Raw genomic sequence first — 17300 nt, forward strand, 5'->3', positions numbered from 1 at the left:
AGATGCGTTACGCCGATATTCAGGTTGAAACAGAAAGATTAAGATTGCGCCCTTTTGAAATGGGGGATGCGGAAGATTGGTTTAAGATCATGAGCTCACCTGAAGTGACGCGCTACTGGAGTCATCTTCCTTGGCAATCTCTGCAAGAAGCGCAAGAAGATATCATTCAAGATATCACCCATATGGAAAGAAAAGAGTATCTGCGTTTAGCGGTGATAGATAAAGCAACTAATACACTGATGGGGATGTGTGTTTTCTTTAATCATTACCCTAATTCACGACGTGGCGAAATCGGATATTGCCTTGATACGGCTTATCAAGGCAGGGGGGTGATGAAAGAAGCTATGGCTGCGTTTATCACGTATCTCCAAACGCATTTATCTGTTCGTCGTTTAGAGGCCGATATTCACCCTGATAATAAAGCTTCAGCTGCTTTATTAGCGAAATTAGGTTTTGAACAGGAAGGGTATCTTAAACAGCGTTGGATAGTCGGTGATGAGGTTTCTGATTCGATTATCTTTGGTTTGTTGTTGCCCACGAACGTTGCATAATCACCTCTTTTCTTATAAAAAACGGCACGTTATTGGTGCCGTTTTGTCTGTATCATCATGATCTTAATTTATTAAATGTTAAAATAAATTATTTAAATCAATCACGTGAGTATCAATTAGTAATATTTTTAAAATAAATAGCAGTGAAACAATCACAACACATAGATTAATTTCTTTCCAGCGGAAAGTACCCACTTTCATCACACAATAGGCAATAAAACCAAGAGCAATACCTTCAGTAATTGAGAAGCTAAATGGCATCATGACAGCAGTGATAAAGGCTGGAACAGATTCTGTTAAATCATCCCATTTCACGCGCGTAAGGCTGGATGTCATTAATACACCCACATAAATCAGTGCGCCTGCCGTCGCATAGCTTGGTACCATGCCTGCGAGTGGTGATAAGAAGATCGCGAGTAAGAAAAGAACACCGACAACGACCGCCGTTAAACCTGTACGACCGCCGACAGAAACACCCGAAGTACTTTCGATAAAAGCAGTGACAGACGATGTTCCCATTGCAGAGCCTGCAACAGAGCTTAAGCTATCGACATATAATGCTTGTTTCATCCGTGGAAATTTGCCTTTGTCATCGGTTAATCCCGCTTTATCTGTCACACCAATTAATGTGCCTGAAGAGTCAAATAGGTTAACTAACATAAAGGCAAAAATCACACCAGAAAGGCCGATATCTAACGCGCCAACAATATCCACCTTACCTACCACGGTAGTGATAGAAGGTGGCATAGCAAAGATACCTTGATATTGAACATCCCCTAAGAAAAGACCAATGATAGTGGTGATAACAATTGAGATAAGAATTGCGGCATGAATATTACGAGCAGCAAGAATAGCGATAATAAAAAAGCCTAATGCACCTAGTAATACGTTATGAGAAGCAAAATTACCGATAGTCACGATAGTGTCGTTATTAGGAATAATAATACCGGAGTTTTTTAAGCCCATCATGGCGATAAAAAGGCCGATACCGCTCGTAATACCCACACGTAAACTCAGTGGAATATGGGCAATTATCCAATAACGAATACGAAAGAGCGTGAGTAAAAACAGACCTACGGCACCCCAGAAAATCGCTCCCATAGCAACTTCCCATGAGTAGCCCATCGCGCCAACAACCACAAAAGCAAAGAAGGCGTTTAGACCCATAGCGGGGGCAACGGCGATAGGTAAATTTGCCACTAATCCCATTAAAATACTGCCGAAAGCCGCAATTAAGCAGGTCGTTACGAAGACGGCTTTGATATCCATATTGGCAGCGGCGAGAATTTGAGGGTTAACGAAGATAATATAAACCATCGTTAAGAAAGTCGTGATACCCGCAATTAGTTCAGTGCGAGCGTTTGTACCGTGTTCTTGTAGCTTAAACACACGTTGGAGCAAACCCTGTGAACCAGAGTTTGGTGATGACATGCTCATAGACAAAAGATCCCAAAAAAAATGTTTTTCGCTTTATCCTACACAAATAAAACCATAACTGCACCTAAAAAAGTAATCGATTGCGTAGAGGGAAAATCTAAAGCTTAAAAAACGTTGAGATCCTTTAAGGGTTAAACTGGATAAATGTAAGGAGGCTAATAAGTCTAATAATGGTATCGACATGATGCAATTTCTATAGCGGGATCAGTCATACATTTAAATCCTTTTCTATGCCTTTTCTTTTTCGGTGAAATATTTTTTTCTAAACGGTAACACCCTTTGCCAAAAAGGGCGCTTTTCTTTTTGTGTGGAAAATAATTTAGCCACTCTATTGGCAATAATTTCCAATGAAAAACAGAGAACAAAATAGATAAAAGCAACAAACAGAAAGACTTCCATTGGGTAAACCATACTGCGGTTATTGACTTGTGTCGCTAAGAACGAAAGCTCACCGACACCGACGACATAAGCTAATGAAGTATCTTTGATTAAGGCTATCCACTGATTAATAAATGAAGGCACCATCATGCGTAATGCTTGTGGCAATACGATATGCCACAACACTTGCCAGCGATTAAAGCCTAACGATAACCCTGCTTGCCACTGACCTTTCCCAATCGCCAAGATACCCGCTTTAACGCCATGTGCAATATAAGACGATGTAATTAACGCCAATGCACAAATTACGGTGGTGATCTCAGGTATTTCCATCCCTAATACAACGGGCAATAAAAAATAGACCCAAAATATCAACATAATGACGGGAATAGCGCGGAAAAAACCTAAAAAAGCCGCGAAAAGGTTAACCCAGATGCCTCTGAGCATCGCAAGTGCAATGCCACCTAAGGTACCTAAAATAATAGATGCAATACCCGCAATGATACTGATAAAGATGGTCAGCGCTGCACCTTCTAAAGGCCCATCAGGATAAGCACCAAAGAGTAAGTACTGCCAGTTATCAGCAATAACAGTAAAATCCATTTTAATATCCTTGTGCTAATTTACGTTGCTGATGCCATTGTCCCCAAGCTTCCATCAAGGCTATCGCCGCAATATAAAGAATGGTTGCGACACCAAAGGCTTCAAAGGTACGTAGTGATTCTGTTTCGACTTGTCTTGATGCGTAAGAAAGCTCTGCAACACCAATAGCCATAGTCAGTGATGAGTTTTTTATCACATTCATGTATTGACCCAACAAAGGAGGCAGAGCAATACGAAACGCTTGAGGTAAAATCACATAACGCATAGATTGCCACGGTGTTAAGCCTAGTGCTAAAGCGGCATATTTTTGCCCTTGTTTAACACCTTGAATGCCCGCTCTCAGCTCTTCGGCAATAAATGGCGTTGAGTAAAATGTCAGCCCCACAATGCCAGCCAAAAACTCAAAAGAAGGCCAAGAAAGTGTTACACCTAAGAATACAATCTCATGAGGTGTGTTTAACCACATCATGGCGCTTTGTGGCAGAAATTCTCCTGAGGCGAAATACCAAAAGAACAACTGTACTAACAGTGGAGTATTTCGAAATAGTGAAGTATAAGCAGTGGCTAACCAGCGTAATGGCGCAAACGTGCTATCTCTTGCAGCACTAAGGGCGAAGCTCATTAATGTTGCGATGACAATAGTCCAAAAAGAGATAAGCAAAGTGATTAGAAAACCGTTCCAGAGCCAGCTTAAATAGTGTGGCTCAAGAAGGTAATGTGATAGAAATTGCTCAAACATATAATAGGCCTATTGTAGACACCAAACCCCGCAAAAGCGGGGTAGGTGTTTTAGTAAAGGAATAACTTTATTTTGATGAAAGAAGAAAGTTATTACGCTTTAAAGATCAAGATTGTGGTGTTTGCTCTGATAGTGGGGCAAATTTAAAATCACCGCGAGGTTGAGCTGATTTGGTTTCAGGGCCAAACCAGCGGTTATAGATCTCTTCTGCTTTGCCTTCTTTTTCCAATCTTAATAGTGTGTTATTGATTTCATTAATTAAACGTTCTTCACCTTTAGCTGCTGCAACTGCTTGGTATTCACGGGTGATGCTAAACGGTGAAATTTCAAAATCTGCTTTAATGGCATCAGGAAGATTGGCTAATAAACCCACTAATTTTGCATCGTCTTGTGTGATGGCTTGTACGTTACCATTACGTAATGCGGCGAAAGCCAGTGGTGTATCGTCATAAGAGATAACTTTGGTGTCAGGATAGCGTTCACGTAACGTGATTTCTTGAACAGTACCTTTATCTGCACCAATGCGCAGTGAATGAATTTGTTCTGGGTTAGTTAAAACCCCTTTACGTGCAATAAATTTTTGTCCGGTTGCAAAGTAAGGAATAGAGAAGTCAACCTGCTTAGCGCGTTCATCGGTAATGGTGAAGTTGGCCGCGATTAAATCAACTTTCTTAGAACTTAAAAGTGGGATACGGTTTGCTGGGTTTGTTGGGCGAAGTTCCAGTTTTACACCTAAATCGTTGGCGATCTCATTGGCGATATCCGCATCATAACCTGCCAGTTTTTTGGTTTGAGGATCAATGAAGCCAAAAGGAGGATTGCTATCAAAAATCGCGATACGTACTACACCTGCTTTTTTTATATCATCGAGTTTATCTGCTTTTGCAAGACCAGAGAAAAGCACAGAGCCTGCAATTAATGCGGTTGCCAAAACACGTAGTTTCATTATTCACCCCAAAGAAAAGAATTATCATCGTTATGTTGGATATCACGCTATCAAGTTGATCTAAGTTCATAAAATAATAAAAATTGATATGTATATGCTTTTAAGGAATAAGATAAAAAAACGTGTTGAGCTAGAAGGGGATTAATTGATAAGAAAATAAAAAAACAGCGACATCAGCGTCGCTGTTTTGAAGAAAAGAAAAAGAGAGATAAATTTATTTAGAGGTGTTGCTATCGTCACTTTTGGTGAGCATTTTTTCTACTTGGTCGCCCCCTAAATGGCGGAAATCATGACCTTTTACGTAATAGAAAATGAACTCACAAATGTTCTGGCAACGGTCGCCGATGCGTTCAATTGAGCGTGCACAAAAGAGTGCGGTTAACACACTTGGAATAGTGCGAGGATCTTCCATCATGTAAGTCATTAATTGACGAACAATCCCCTCATATTCATTATCAATTTTAGCGTCTTCACGATAGATGCGTACAGCTTCATCTAAATCCATGCGCGCAAACGCATCAAGAACATCATGAAGCATTTGTATGGCGTGTTGACCTAAAGATTCTAAACTCACAAGCAGAGGTTGATGCTGGTGTGAAAACTTTTCAAGCGCCGTTTTACAGATTTTTTCAGCAACATCACCGATACGTTCTAGCTCAGCGATCGTTTTTGATATCGCCATAATTAAACGTAAGTCACTCGCGGTTGGCTGGCGTTTAGCAATAATTCGCATACACGCATCATCAATGGCGACTTCCATCATATTGACGTTATGGTCACCTTCAATAACTTCATTTGCCAATGCTTGGTCTTGATTATGCATTGCCATAACGGCTTTTTTCAGTTGTTCTTCAACAAGCCCACCCATAACCATCAGCTCGGTACGGATATGCTCTAACTCAGCATTAAATTGACCAGAAATATGCTTGTTGTGATTTAAATTATCCATTGATTGCCTCGTTATCAGCCATAACGCCCAGTGATGTAATCTTCAGTTTGTTTTTTCGCAGGACGCGTAAATAACGTATCCGTATCGCTAAATTCAATTAACTCACCTAAATACATAAATGCAGTGTAATCAGAACAACGTGCTGCTTGTTGCATGTTATGTGTCACGATAACCACGGTATATTCTGATTTGAGTTCGCTGATAAGTTCTTCAATACGACCTGTTGAGATTGGGTCAAGTGCTGAACAAGGCTCATCGAGTAATAACACTTCAGGACGAATAGCGATACCGCGTGCAATACATAAACGCTGTTGTTGACCACCAGATAAACTATATCCACTTTGATGTAATTTATCTTTGGTTTCGTTCCATAATGCGGCTTTAGTCAAAGCCCACTGAACACGTTCGTCCATATCAGCGCGAGATAACTTTTCGAATAAGCGTACACCAAAAGCGATGTTGTCATAAATTGACATCGGGAAAGGTGTTGGTTTTTGGAACACCATACCGACTTTGGCACGCAATAGCGCGATATCTTGCTTATCTGTCAGGATATTGTTGCCATCTAGCAGAATCTCGCCTTCTGCACGTTGTTCGCCATAAAGCTCATACATCTTATTAAAAGTACGCAGTAAGGTTGATTTACCACAGCCAGAAGGGCCGATAAATGCAGTCACCTTATTTTTGGCAATATCTAAAGAGATATTTTTCAGCGCATGGAATTTACCGTAGTAGAAGTTCAAATCACGAACTTGAATTTTATTTCCTGCGTTATCATTAGCCATAATCATTCAACGTCTCTCTTGCTTAACTTTCTGCGTTAACCGTGCTTGCGTTTAGCAAACAGCACGCGCGCAATAATATTGATAAATAGAACACAGAGGGTGATAAGTAATACGCCAGCCCAAGCAAGCTCTTGCCATTGTGCAAAAGGACTCATGGCGAACTTAAAGATAGTCACAGGTAAGTTAGCTATCGGTTCGTTTAAGTCTGTGCTCCAGAATTGATTTGATAGTGAAGTAAATAACAGTGGTGCTGTTTCACCGGCAATACGTGCAATCGCTAATAACACACCCGTGATAATGCCTGATACCGAGGCTTTTAAGGTGATTTTAGAGATCATTTTCCACTTTGGTGTTCCTAATGCGTAAGCGGCTTCGCGTAAGCTATCAGGGACTAACTTCAACATATTTTCAGTGGTACGTATCACGATAGGAATTTGCAGTAACGCTAATGCGATAATCCCAGCCCATCCTGAAAAGTGCTGCATCTGTGCAACCACAATGGTGTAGACAAAGAGTCCGACGACGATTGATGGCGCTGACAGCAAAATATCGTTAATAAAACGTGTAGTTTCAGCAAGCCATGAACGACGACCATATTCAGCCAGATAAATCCCTGCAAGAATACCTAACGGTGTTCCAATAACCGTCGCCCACAAAATCAGTAAGCCACTACCAGCAATGGCGTTCGCCAATCCACCACCATCAGTATTCGGTGGTGGAGTCATTTCAGTAAAAAGCGCGATTGACATGCCATCAAAGCCTTTGGTGAACGTAGAGAATAAAATCCACGTTAACCAGAAAAGACCAAATGCCATAGTCGAGATAGATAAAAACAGCGCGATACGGTTTTTTTGACGACGCCAAAGTTGGCGTTTATGGCGTACACGCAGTTCGTTTTCTGTTTGAACTCGTAATGAAGAAGAGGATGTTTTAGACATATCAGCGCGCTCCTTCATTTTTTGATAAACGTAATGTCATAAACTTAGAAATCGCGAGAACGATAAAGGTGATGACAAACAAGATAAGCCCTAATTCCATTAATGCAGCAGTGTGTAATCCCGTTTCTGCTTCAGCAAATTCGTTCGCTAATGCAGACGTGATACTGTTACCTGGCATAAACAGTGAGATAGAGTCTAATTGGTAGGTATTACCGATGATAAAGGTCACCGCCATGGTTTCACCTAAGGCACGGCCTAATCCCAACATAACGCCACCGATAACACCGTTACGGGTATAAGGTAGAACGATATTCCAAATCACTTCCCATGTTGTACAACCAATACCGTAGGCTGATTCCTTCATCATGACAGGTGTCTGTTCAAACACATCACGCATCACAGAAGCGATATAAGGAATGATCATGATAGCGAGGATAACACCTGCAGCTAAGATACCAATACCAAAAGCAGGGCCTGAGAAAAGCTCACCCACAATAGGAATGGATGAAAGCACATTACCGACAGGCTCTTGGAAATAGGTGGCAAACAGTGGTGCGAAGACAAATAGCCCCCACATACCATAAACAATACTTGGGATAGCCGCGAGTAACTCAATCGCAATACCTAATGGACGTTTTAGCCAATTAGGCGCTAATTCAGTGAGGAAAAGGGCGATACCAAAACTGACAGGAACAGCAATAATCAGTGCGATGACTGAGGTCACAATGGTACCGTAGATCGGTACTAATGCACCAAACTCCTGTGCTGGTGGATCCCATTCTTTTGTCCATAAGAATGAAAGGCCAAACTGCTGAATACTTGGCCATGAAGCAAAAATCAGTGAAACAATGATACCTGTTAAAAGCAAAAGCGTAATCAACGCAGCTAGACGGACTAGTGCGCTGAAAATAACGTCCCCTCGTTTACTAGGGGTCTTTATTACCGTTGTGTGCTCGGCCATAAAGCCTCTTTTAATTTATTACCCCCTGTTTTACAGGGGGTGAACGTTAACTAATTTCTTAATGGTTGCCGTTTTATTAGTAAATCGGTTTACCATTACTGTCTTTAATACTTGTTTTCCACGCTGTGCGGATTTGTTCTACAACTTCGGTTGGTAAGACGGCATAATCAAGATTTTTCGCTTCCTGATTACCTTTCTCATAAGCCCAGTTGAAGAAATTCAGTACTTCTTTACCTTTCACAGCATCTTTTTGTGTTTGATGCACAAGGATAAAGGTGGTTGAAGTAATCGGCCATGCATTTTCACCTTTTTGGTTAGTCAGATCTTGTGCAAAGCTTTTGCTCCAATCGATTTTTCTTGCTGCCGCACTGAAACTGTCTGCTGTAGGCGCGATGACTTCGCCGTCAGCGGTGACTAATTTAGTATAAGCAAGATTGTTTTGTTTCGCGTAAGCATATTCAACATAACCAATTGAACCCGGTACACGTTGAACGAATGCAGCGATACCATCATTTCCTTTTCCACCTAAGCCTGTTGGCCATTTAACGGTAGAGCCAGCACCCACGCCATCTTTCCATGCACTATTTACTTTTGATAAGTAGCTAGTGAAAACGAAAGAGGTACCTGAACCATCAGCACGACGAATAACCGCGATATTTTGGTCTGGTAATTTTAAGCCTGGATTGAGTTTAGCGATGGCCGGGTCGTTCCATTTTTGGATCTTGCCTAGATAGATATTACCGATAGTGTCGCCATCTAAGGTCAGTTCACCTGATTTGATACCAGGAATATTGACTGCCATAACAACGCCACCAATCACAGTAGGAAATTGGAATAAACCGTCAGCTTGTAATTTATCGTCTGCTAATGGCGCATCAGAAGCACCAAAATCAACGGTATTAGCAATGATTTGTTTAACACCACCAGAGGAGCCAATGCCTTGGTAGTTAATTTTGTTACCCGTTTCTTTCTGATAGGAATCTGCCCATTTAGCATAAACTGGGGCAGGGAACGTTGCGCCAGCACCAGTCAGCGAGGTCGTTGCCTGTGCAGAAAGAGCGGTCATTGAAAACGCAGCGGCAATGACACTAGTCAGGGTGGTACGCATCAGTTTCATAATCCCTCCTGTGGGATAGGTAGAATAATTTTCGACATCTATCAACTTCGGTTACGGTACGCACAGACAATAGGTCAGTTAGATGACAATTAAATGTCTTAATTGTGACAGTTTTATGACAAAGCATAAAAATGATGAAATATTTATAGGGGAGAAAGAAAAAAAGGAAGTGAGAAAGATAAAAAGAGATAGATTAAGATGTGCCTAATCGTCTTCGTCTTCTCGCTCTTTTAATGGAAAGTTAGCTCGAATTAATAATCCACCTTTAACACTATCATCAAGCTCAACATAACCACCGTGAGCATCCATGATACGGCGAATAATGGATAATCCTAAACCCGCCCCCGTTGAGCTACGTGCTTGTTCACCTTGAACAAAAGGCTGGAAAAGACGTTGTCTATCCTCTTGTGGAATACCAGGGCCATCATCTTCGACTTGAAACCATGCATATTCTTCATTTTTTCCACTTGAAACGCTTATCCAGCCATTGCCATAGCGGGTGGCATTGACAACCATATTGGCAAGTGCTCGTTTTACAGCGATAGGATTAGCTGTGATATTAATGGGTTCTGGATAAAGATGTTCTTCACTGATTTTTCCTGAATTAGATTCAGCTGAAATGACTTCTTGTAATAGATTATTCATATCACACAGTTCTAAAGATATCTCTTTACCCGTGCGCATATAGTCTAAAAATTGCCCAATAATAGCATCACAATCTTCGATATCTTTATTAATAGAGTCTGCGAGGTAACTATCTTCGGGACTCATCATTTCAGTTGCTAAACGAATACGAGTCAGTGGTGTACGCAAATCATGACTAACACCTGCCATAACAAGTGTTCTATCATTGTCTAATGAGCGAATTCCTGATGACATCTGGTTAAAGGCGCGAATGATTGAACGCATTTCTGAAGAGCCAGATTCAGGAATAGGAGGAGGAATGACGCCTTTTCCAATCCGGCGCGCAGCATACTCTACTTCATTGAGTGGGCGATTTTGAAAACGACTATAAAGCCAGAAAAAAGCGACAACGATAATAATAAAAATAATCGCTTGTCGATAAACAGGCAGTAAGAAGTTTTGCCCTAATTCAGTTAGTGGTACACGGATCCAAAGAGAAGGGGAAATATGTGTATTGACCCATAAAACAGGATATTCCAGCGTATTCTCGATCCAAATTTCAGTTTTCCCCTCAAGATATTCAGTCATCTGTTCACTTAATTCATCGTCTATTTTTGCCCAATAGAGCCCTTCCTTAAGTGCAGCTTCTTTATCAAAGAAAGAAATGCCTAATTCGTTATAGATTTTATTGCGTAAAGCCGGGGATATTTTTAGCGGAGTGCCGTCAACTAGGATCAGTTCTTCAGGTACTAATGTGCGTATTTCATACGCTAATACTTTATTAAATTGCTGAAGGCTTGGCCCAACAATAAGATGCTGCACAAGGATATAGCTGGCTATCAAGCTAAAAAAAAGCAGCGAGATAACCAGAAATAACGAGCGTGTCAGTTTATTGTGAGGGGAAAGCCTCAGCCTTCTCATTGAACGTTGGTTCCATCAGGAACAAAGACGTAACCAAGACCCCAAACCGTTTGAATATAGCGAGGATGTGTTGGATCTTCTTCAATCATGCGGCGTAAACGAGAAATTTGCACGTCAATTGAGCGCTCCATTGCACTGTATTCGCGACCACGAGCAAGGCTCATTAACTTATCACGAGAAAGCGGTTCACGAGGGTGTGATACCAACACTTTCAATACAGCAAATTCACCACTTGTCAGAGGCATATGCTCTTCTTCGTGGAACATTTCACGTGTACCAAGGTTTAGCTTGAATTTACCAAAAGAGATAATGGCATTATCTTGTGATGGTGCACCGGGCAGTTCGTTTGCTTGGCGACGAAGAACGGCGCGAATACGTGCGAGTAATTCTCTTGGGTTGAAAGGTTTTGATATGTAATCATCAGCGCCAATTTCAAGCCCTACAATTCTATCAACCTCTTCCCCTTTTGCTGTAACCATAATAATAGGAATAGGGTTATTTTGGCTTCTTAAGCGACGGCAAATAGATAAGCCATCTTCACCTGGAAGCATTAAATCGAGCACAATAAGGTGGATAGATTCACGTGTGAGCAGACGATCCATTTGATCAGCGTTTGCAGCAGTACGGATTTGAAAACCCTGCTCTGTCAAATAACGCTCGAGTAGTGAACGTAGACGTAAATCATCATCTACGATTAGCACTTTATAACTTTCTTGCATTTTTTAAGCTCCCGAAGTGCAAATGCTTCTATTAGCGAATTCTATCATCGATAAGAATATTAAACCAAAAACAAAGAATAAATATTAATAATTTATAGATAAAACTTGTTCTTTGGTGAGGATAAAGAGAATAAATCTATTTATTTGCCTTATTCTGAATGATACTTGATAGATAATACGCAGTAATTAACTTCACCACCTGGTGTTTGCACACTAATTTCATCATCAACTTGCTTACCAATAAGCGCTCTGGCAACAGGGGAATCAATAGAAATCCACTGCTTTGCTGGGTCAAATTCATCGGGACCCACAAGTCTAAAGGTTTTGACATTTTCGTCATCATCTTCAAGCGTAACCCAAGCACCAAAATAGACTTTTCCTTCTTGGCGAGGATCTGGGTCAACGATTTTTAGCTCATCAAGACGTTTTGATAAAAAACGAACACGTCTATCAATTTCGCGTAATCGCTTCTTTCCATAAATATATTCAGCATTTTCTGAACGGTCACCTTGTGCCGCGGCTTCTGAAACCGATTGTGTGACACGGGGGCGTTCTTCTTTCCAAAGATATTTTAGCTCTTTGTCTAAGGCATACCAGCCATCACGAGTAATATAGTTACTTTTTGCCATTACAAATAAAAACTATCATCAACATTGAATTTCATAAAGATACTATAACGTGAATGTTAAAATAATCTGTTAATTTCCTCATAATTGTCGAGATAGATAGGAAATTTGCCCAATTTTTTTAGTGCTCTGCGTGTATAATAACCATCTTTTTTTAACTATTCCTCTCGGTAGGTAAATATTTTATGAATGAATCATTAAGCCGAATTATTGCAGATGAGCTCTCAGTTAAGCCCCAGCAAGTCCTTTCGGCTATAACGTTACTGGATGAAGGGAATACGGTGCCATTTGTTGCCCGTTATCGTAAAGAGGTCACCGGCGGACTAGATGATACGCAATTACGTCAATTAGAAACTCGCCTTAGTTATCTACGGGAACTCAACGATCGCCGCCAAACAATTTTAAAATCAATTGAAGAACAAGGAAAATTAACGCCTGAGTTACGTTCTTCAATTAATGACACTCAAAGTAAAACAGAGCTTGAAGATCTCTATCTTCCTTATAAGCCTAAGCGCCGTACTCGTGGGCAGATTGCGATTGAAAATGGATTAGAACCCTTAGCGGATTTACTGTGGAATGAACCACAAAATAATCCAGAAGAAGTGGCAACCGCTTATATCGACGCAGAAAAAGGCGTGAATGATACGAAAGCCGCTTTAGATGGTGCGCGTTATATTTTAATGGAGCGCTTTTCAGAAGATGCTGGATTATTAGCGAAAGTCCGTCAATATCTATGGAAAAATGCACACCTTGTTGCCAAAGTGATTGAGGGTAAAGAAGCAGAAGGGGCGAAGTTTAGTGATTATTTTGATCATCATGAACCTATTGCTAATGTTCCTTCTCACCGCGCATTAGCAATGTTTCGTGGTCGAAATGAAGGTATTCTTCAATTATCACTTAATCCAGATCCACAATTTGAAGAAGCACCCAAAGAGAGCTACGGTGAACAACTGATTACGGAACATTTAGGGTTACGTTTAAATAATCAACCCGCAGATAGCTGGCGTAAAGCGGTTGTAAGTTGGACTTGGCGCATAAAAGTTTTAATGCATATTGAAACAGAACTGATGAGCCAATTACGAGAAAAAGCGGAAGAAGAAGCGATTAATGTTTTTGCTCGTAACCTTAATGATCTATTGATGGCTGCTCCTGCCGGCATGCGTGCCACAATGGGGCTTGATCCTGGTTTACGTACCGGTGTTAAAGTTGCGGTTGTTGATAGCACTGGTAAATTAATCGCCACAGATACGATTTATCCACATACAGGCCAAGCGGATAAAGCGGCAGCCAGTGTTGCGGCGTTATGTATTAAGCATAATGTTGAACTGGTGGCAATTGGCAATGGTACTGCTTCTCGTGAAACCGAACGCTTTTTTGCTGAAACTGTAAAACGTTACCCAGATGTCAAAGCACAAAAGGTAATTGTGAGTGAGGCAGGAGCGTCCGTATATTCCGCATCAGAGCTTGCTGCTAACGAGTTTCCTGATTTAGATGTTTCTATTCGTGGTGCGGTATCTATCGCTCGCCGTTTACAAGATCCGTTGGCTGAACTGGTAAAAATTGATCCTAAATCAATTGGTGTTGGTCAATATCAGCATGATGTTAGCCAAACATTATTAGCCAGAAAACTGGATACTGTCGTGGAAGACTGTGTGAATAGTGTTGGTGTGGATTTAAATACAGCATCAGTACCATTATTAACGCGTGTTGCAGGACTTAGCCAATCTATTGCTCAAAATATTATTAGCTGGCGCGATGAAAACGGTCGTTTTGTTGATAGAAAACAGTTACTCAAAGTGGCGCGTTTAGGGCCAAAAGCTTTTGAGCAATGTGCAGGATTCTTGCGTATTCGTGATGGCAAAAACCCACTTGATGCCTCAACAGTTCACCCTGAAGCGTATCCTGTTGTGGAAAATATCCTGCAATCTACGCAGCAAAAGATTGACGATTTAATGGGAAATAGCGCTTTGATCTCACAGGTTGATGCAAGAGCGTTTATCACGGAGCAGTTTGGTCTACCAACGATTAATGACATCTTAAAAGAGTTAGCAAAACCAGGGCGTGACCCTCGCCCAGAGTTTAAAACGGCAACGTTTGCTGAAGGTGTCGAAACAATGAATGACTTAGTCAGTGGTATGATCCTTGAAGGAACTGTGACTAACGTGACGAACTTCGGCGCATTCGTTGATATCGGTGTACACCAAGATGGCTTGGTTCATATCTCTTCTTTAGCAGATCGATTTATTGAAGATCCACATACTGTGGTAAAAACGGGTGATATTGTTAAAGTTAAAGTTCTTGAGGTGGATTTAGCTCGCAAGCGCATTGCACTGACTATGCGTTTAGATGAAGTCGCGGGTGATAGTGATAAAAAACATTCATCATCAAATAACACGAATTCTGTTAGAAATAACAAAGGGCAAAAAACAGCTCGTAATAACCGTCAGCCAATGAGTAATGGTAATAATGCAGGAAATAGTGCAATGGGTGATGCTTTAGCCGCAGCATTTGGAAAAAAACGCTAATAGCGCATTTATTGCTACCCTATTAGTTGGTAGTTGGTAAAAAGAACGAGAATAATAAGTGCGATATAACTAATATAGGTTATATCGCCTTTTTTATTACACATTATTTAGATGTTTTCTTTTGATAAAGATACTTATAAGAATTAATTAAATAGTAAGGTAATATAAATTCTCTTCTATTTTTTATAGCTTTAATATTGAACTGACTTAAGTGATATTAAAAAAATAATAAACAAAGCATTCTCTGTTTTATCTCTATATTTATTTGTTATTATTTTTATCAATCATCTTCTATTCTCCCTATCGCTGATTACCTTTATATTATAAATATGAGTTGATCGTCTTATAACCTTATTATTATTGAGGTTTTTAAGTGAACGTCTATGAGCTAGAACTGGAAACCATTGTTTCCGTTTATACCAACTCTATCTTAATTAATAGAATGAATATCTATAGGTTTATTTCACCTTTATTAGGTTATGAATATGAATTTAAATAAATTATCGTTTGGTTTGATCATGATTTCTGCTTCATTACTAGCAGGCTGTGCATCAGAATCTTCACGCTCTTTAGAGGTTGCTAAAGTCGCAACCTATCACACAACTTATACAGGCACTAAGAGCGCTATTTCAATTGGTAAGTTTGATAACCGTTCTAGTTATATGAATGGAATATTCTCTGATGGTGTTGATAGATTAGGTAATCAATCCAAAACCATTTTAATGACGCACTTACAACAGACTGGGCGTTTTAATGTATTAGATAGAGCTAATTTATCTGAATTAAAAGAAGAAGCGGGTATTAAAGGCCAAAGCCAGCAATTAAAAGGTGCAACCTATGTTATTACGGGTGATGTCACTGAATTTGGCCGTAAAGAAGTCGGTGATCGCCAATTATTTGGTATTTTAGGCCGAGGTAAAACCCAAGTTGCTTACGCAAAAGTCAATTTAAACGTTGTGAATGTAAACACATCAGAAGTGGTGTTCTCATCTCAAGGTGCGGGTGAATACGAGCTTTCTAACCGTGAAATCATTGGATTTGGTGGAACAGCAAGCTATGACTCAACACTTAACGGTAAAGTGCTAGATTTAGCGATTCGTGAAGCGGTTAATAACTTAGTTGCAGGTATTGAGAGCAATGCTTGGCAGCCTTCAAAATAATATGTCTTTATAAGGATATAACGATGTCTAAATCATTAGTAAGCCTTGCTTTTGGGGCATTATTACTGACGGGCTGTGCAAGTGGCCCTAAACCACTTTATAACTGGGACAGTTATCAACAAGTGGTTTATCAACACTATCAACAAAGTGAAAGTGACCCTCAAGCACAGATTGATGCATTAAAGAAAAGCATCGAACTTTCTCGTGCTAAATCATTAGGTATTCCACCAGGATTACATGCGCATTTAGGCATGTTATATGGTGCGACAGGTGCATTAGATTTAGCGATGGCTGAATTTAATGAGGAAAAAGCACTTTACCCTGAATCAGCAGAATTTATGGATCGCCTGATGAAAAATAAAGGAATGCAAAAATGAGTCGCTTATTCACTTTAGTTTGCTTGGCTTTTACGTTGGTATTAACGGGTTGCGCCCAGCCAGTTAAAACAGATTACACTGCATTTAAACAGAGTAAACCAAAAAGTATTTTAGTCTTAGTGCCGCAAAACCACACAACGGAAGTTGAAGCAGGGCACAGTTTCTTATCTCAAGTGACATACCCTTTGGCAGAAGCAGGATATTATGTTTTCCCGGTTGCTGTCGTTGAAGAGACATTTAAGCAAAATGGTTTATCCATGGCTGGGGATATTCACGCGGTAAGTCCTAATAAATTACGTGAAATCTTTGGGGCAGATGCTGTTTTATACTTAGATATCACCGAGTTTGGAACGTCATATCAAGTTATTTCCAGTGATACGAGAGTGACCGTGACTGCTAAGCTTGTTGATCTTCGTAATGGTGGCGTGTTGTGGAGCAGCTCTGCAACGGCATCAAGTACAGAAACAGACGGTTCATCAGGTAGTTTAGTCGGGATGTTGGTTTCAGCTGTTGTGAATCAAATTGTTAATACCGTTTCTGATAAGAGTTACCAAATTGCAGGAATAACCAGTGTGCGGTTACTTTCAGCCGGTAAAGTCAATGGTATTTTATACGGTCCTCGCTCACCTAATTATGGTAAAGATGCAAAATAAGTAAATACACTAAAATAAGCATTATAATGAAAGGCTCTGTTTAATTAGTTTAAAATAAGCAGAGCCTTATTTTATTTACGGATAATAATTATTCTTATTTAATGTTAGGTAATACTGCTTATACTTACGATCTGATAAGTATGAGATAGAGAGGAAATAAAAAAGAAGTGCTGTTATTGAAAAGATAAACCATCCTTGGTTGCTAGTCCATTTCCTTCCATGGTTAATAATCCATAATTCGGGTATATAAAAGAGACTGGTCAATTAGAATAAGATAAGGTATGGGGGATG

General features: G+C 40.2%; 17 protein-coding genes. 5 read left to right on the plus strand and 12 right to left on the minus strand.

The genetic code is table 11. The features are described from left to right. The first annotated feature begins 2 nt into the window (after nucleotides 1-2). Nucleotides 3-551, plus strand: coding sequence for a GNAT family N-acetyltransferase (locus GWI59_RS03570; RefSeq protein ID WP_006534555.1), 549 nt, complete (start codon nucleotides 3-5; stop codon nucleotides 549-551). A gap of 78 nt (nucleotides 552-629) precedes the next feature. Here GWI59_RS03570 and GWI59_RS03575 read toward each other — a convergent pair whose 3' ends face one another. The 12 genes from GWI59_RS03575 to greB all read right to left on the minus strand — a co-directional run bounded on the left by GWI59_RS03575 (nucleotide 630) and on the right by greB (nucleotide 12297). After that, a complete protein-coding gene (locus tag GWI59_RS03575; protein ID WP_072064880.1) occupies nucleotides 630-1988 on the minus strand; it encodes an NCS2 family permease in 1359 nt (452 codons plus the stop codon). Nucleotides 1989-2216: 228 nt separating this feature from the next. Continuing rightward, nucleotides 2217-2969, minus strand: coding sequence for an amino acid ABC transporter permease (locus GWI59_RS03580; protein WP_109399121.1), 753 nt, complete (start codon nucleotides 2967-2969; stop codon nucleotides 2217-2219). Nucleotide 2970: 1 nt separating this feature from the next. Then, complete coding sequence (locus GWI59_RS03585; RefSeq protein ID WP_109848006.1) at nucleotides 2971-3708, minus strand: amino acid ABC transporter permease; 738 nt, start codon at nucleotides 3706-3708, stop codon at nucleotides 2971-2973. Nucleotides 3709-3814: 106 nt separating this feature from the next. After that, on the minus strand, nucleotides 3815-4654 hold the full coding sequence (locus GWI59_RS03590; protein ID WP_072064877.1) for an ABC transporter substrate-binding protein: 840 nt from the start codon (nucleotides 4652-4654) through the stop codon (nucleotides 3815-3817). A gap of 214 nt (nucleotides 4655-4868) precedes the next feature. After that, the gene (gene phoU, locus GWI59_RS03595) at nucleotides 4869-5603 is read right to left on the minus strand and encodes a phosphate signaling complex protein PhoU (protein WP_006534564.1); all 735 of its coding nucleotides are present in this window, start codon (nucleotides 5601-5603) and stop codon (nucleotides 4869-4871) included. A 14-nt stretch (nucleotides 5604-5617) separates the two neighbouring features. Then, nucleotides 5618-6394 (minus strand): phosphate ABC transporter ATP-binding protein PstB, encoded by a 777-nt coding sequence (gene pstB / locus GWI59_RS03600; RefSeq protein WP_006534565.1) that lies wholly within the window; start codon nucleotides 6392-6394, stop codon nucleotides 5618-5620. A 29-nt stretch (nucleotides 6395-6423) separates the two neighbouring features. Continuing rightward, complete coding sequence (gene pstA, locus GWI59_RS03605; RefSeq protein ID WP_072064874.1) at nucleotides 6424-7326, minus strand: phosphate ABC transporter permease PstA; 903 nt, start codon at nucleotides 7324-7326, stop codon at nucleotides 6424-6426. A 1-nt stretch (nucleotide 7327) separates the two neighbouring features. After that, a complete protein-coding gene (gene pstC / locus GWI59_RS03610) occupies nucleotides 7328-8287 on the minus strand; it encodes a phosphate ABC transporter permease PstC (protein ID WP_161723990.1) in 960 nt (319 codons plus the stop codon). Between the two features lie 76 nt (nucleotides 8288-8363). Next, a complete protein-coding gene (gene pstS / locus GWI59_RS03615; RefSeq protein ID WP_006534569.1) occupies nucleotides 8364-9404 on the minus strand; it encodes a phosphate ABC transporter substrate-binding protein PstS in 1041 nt (346 codons plus the stop codon). Between the two features lie 204 nt (nucleotides 9405-9608). Continuing rightward, nucleotides 9609-10949: a two-component system sensor histidine kinase EnvZ gene (gene envZ / locus GWI59_RS03620; RefSeq protein ID WP_115065680.1), complete on the minus strand. Its 1341-nt coding sequence runs from the start codon at nucleotides 10947-10949 to the stop codon at nucleotides 9609-9611. Further along, a complete protein-coding gene (gene ompR, locus GWI59_RS03625) occupies nucleotides 10946-11668 on the minus strand; it encodes an osmolarity response regulator transcription factor OmpR (RefSeq protein ID WP_006534573.1) in 723 nt (240 codons plus the stop codon). The genes envZ and ompR overlap by 4 nt, the downstream gene beginning before the upstream one ends. A 149-nt stretch (nucleotides 11669-11817) precedes the next feature. Further along, a complete protein-coding gene (greB, locus tag GWI59_RS03630) occupies nucleotides 11818-12297 on the minus strand; it encodes a transcription elongation factor GreB (protein WP_006534574.1) in 480 nt (159 codons plus the stop codon). Between the two features lie 182 nt (nucleotides 12298-12479). On the opposite strand from greB, the gene GWI59_RS03635 reads away from it, so the two are divergent. The 4 genes from GWI59_RS03635 to GWI59_RS03650 all read left to right on the plus strand — a co-directional run bounded on the left by GWI59_RS03635 (nucleotide 12480) and on the right by GWI59_RS03650 (nucleotide 17009). Continuing rightward, complete coding sequence (locus tag GWI59_RS03635) at nucleotides 12480-14819, plus strand: Tex family protein (protein WP_072064869.1); 2340 nt, start codon at nucleotides 12480-12482, stop codon at nucleotides 14817-14819. A gap of 485 nt (nucleotides 14820-15304) precedes the next feature. Beyond that, the gene (locus GWI59_RS03640; RefSeq protein ID WP_006534576.1) at nucleotides 15305-15979 is read left to right on the plus strand and encodes a CsgG/HfaB family protein; all 675 of its coding nucleotides are present in this window, start codon (nucleotides 15305-15307) and stop codon (nucleotides 15977-15979) included. Between the two features lie 23 nt (nucleotides 15980-16002). After that, nucleotides 16003-16356: a DUF4810 domain-containing protein gene (locus tag GWI59_RS03645; protein WP_072064868.1), complete on the plus strand. Its 354-nt coding sequence runs from the start codon at nucleotides 16003-16005 to the stop codon at nucleotides 16354-16356. Further along, the gene (locus tag GWI59_RS03650) at nucleotides 16353-17009 is read left to right on the plus strand and encodes a DUF799 domain-containing protein (RefSeq protein ID WP_109399116.1); all 657 of its coding nucleotides are present in this window, start codon (nucleotides 16353-16355) and stop codon (nucleotides 17007-17009) included. Before GWI59_RS03645 ends, GWI59_RS03650 begins: the two co-directional genes overlap by 4 nt. The last annotated feature ends 291 nt before the right edge of the window (nucleotides 17010-17300 follow it).

Origin of the sequence: Proteus sp. G2673 (assembly GCF_009915125.1) — a bacterium.
Taxonomy (GTDB): Bacteria; Pseudomonadota; Gammaproteobacteria; order Enterobacterales; family Enterobacteriaceae; genus Proteus; species Proteus penneri.

What these genes read in the sequence shown, in the direction of transcription:
- GWI59_RS03570 (WP_006534555.1), top strand. Translation starts at nt 3, where the DNA reads ATGCGTTACGCCGATATTCAGGTTGAAACAGAAAGATTAAGATTGCGC.
- GWI59_RS03575 (WP_072064880.1), bottom strand. Translation starts at nt 1,988, where the DNA reads ATGAGCATGTCATCACCAAACTCTGGTTCACAGGGTTTGCTCCAACGT.
- GWI59_RS03580 (WP_109399121.1), bottom strand. Translation starts at nt 2,969, where the DNA reads ATGGATTTTACTGTTATTGCTGATAACTGGCAGTACTTACTCTTTGGT.
- GWI59_RS03585 (WP_109848006.1), bottom strand. Translation starts at nt 3,708, where the DNA reads ATGTTTGAGCAATTTCTATCACATTACCTTCTTGAGCCACACTATTTA.
- GWI59_RS03590 (WP_072064877.1), bottom strand. Translation starts at nt 4,654, where the DNA reads ATGAAACTACGTGTTTTGGCAACCGCATTAATTGCAGGCTCTGTGCTT.
- phoU (WP_006534564.1), bottom strand. Translation starts at nt 5,603, where the DNA reads ATGGATAATTTAAATCACAACAAGCATATTTCTGGTCAATTTAATGCT.
- pstB (WP_006534565.1), bottom strand. Translation starts at nt 6,394, where the DNA reads ATGATTATGGCTAATGATAACGCAGGAAATAAAATTCAAGTTCGTGAT.
- pstA (WP_072064874.1), bottom strand. Translation starts at nt 7,326, where the DNA reads ATGTCTAAAACATCCTCTTCTTCATTACGAGTTCAAACAGAAAACGAA.
- pstC (WP_161723990.1), bottom strand. Translation starts at nt 8,287, where the DNA reads ATGGCCGAGCACACAACGGTAATAAAGACCCCTAGTAAACGAGGGGAC.
- pstS (WP_006534569.1), bottom strand. Translation starts at nt 9,404, where the DNA reads ATGAAACTGATGCGTACCACCCTGACTAGTGTCATTGCCGCTGCGTTT.
- envZ (WP_115065680.1), bottom strand. Translation starts at nt 10,949, where the DNA reads ATGAGAAGGCTGAGGCTTTCCCCTCACAATAAACTGACACGCTCGTTA.
- ompR (WP_006534573.1), bottom strand. Translation starts at nt 11,668, where the DNA reads ATGCAAGAAAGTTATAAAGTGCTAATCGTAGATGATGATTTACGTCTA.
- greB (WP_006534574.1), bottom strand. Translation starts at nt 12,297, where the DNA reads ATGGCAAAAAGTAACTATATTACTCGTGATGGCTGGTATGCCTTAGAC.
- GWI59_RS03635 (WP_072064869.1), top strand. Translation starts at nt 12,480, where the DNA reads ATGAATGAATCATTAAGCCGAATTATTGCAGATGAGCTCTCAGTTAAG.
- GWI59_RS03640 (WP_006534576.1), top strand. Translation starts at nt 15,305, where the DNA reads ATGAATTTAAATAAATTATCGTTTGGTTTGATCATGATTTCTGCTTCA.
- GWI59_RS03645 (WP_072064868.1), top strand. Translation starts at nt 16,003, where the DNA reads ATGTCTAAATCATTAGTAAGCCTTGCTTTTGGGGCATTATTACTGACG.
- GWI59_RS03650 (WP_109399116.1), top strand. Translation starts at nt 16,353, where the DNA reads ATGAGTCGCTTATTCACTTTAGTTTGCTTGGCTTTTACGTTGGTATTA.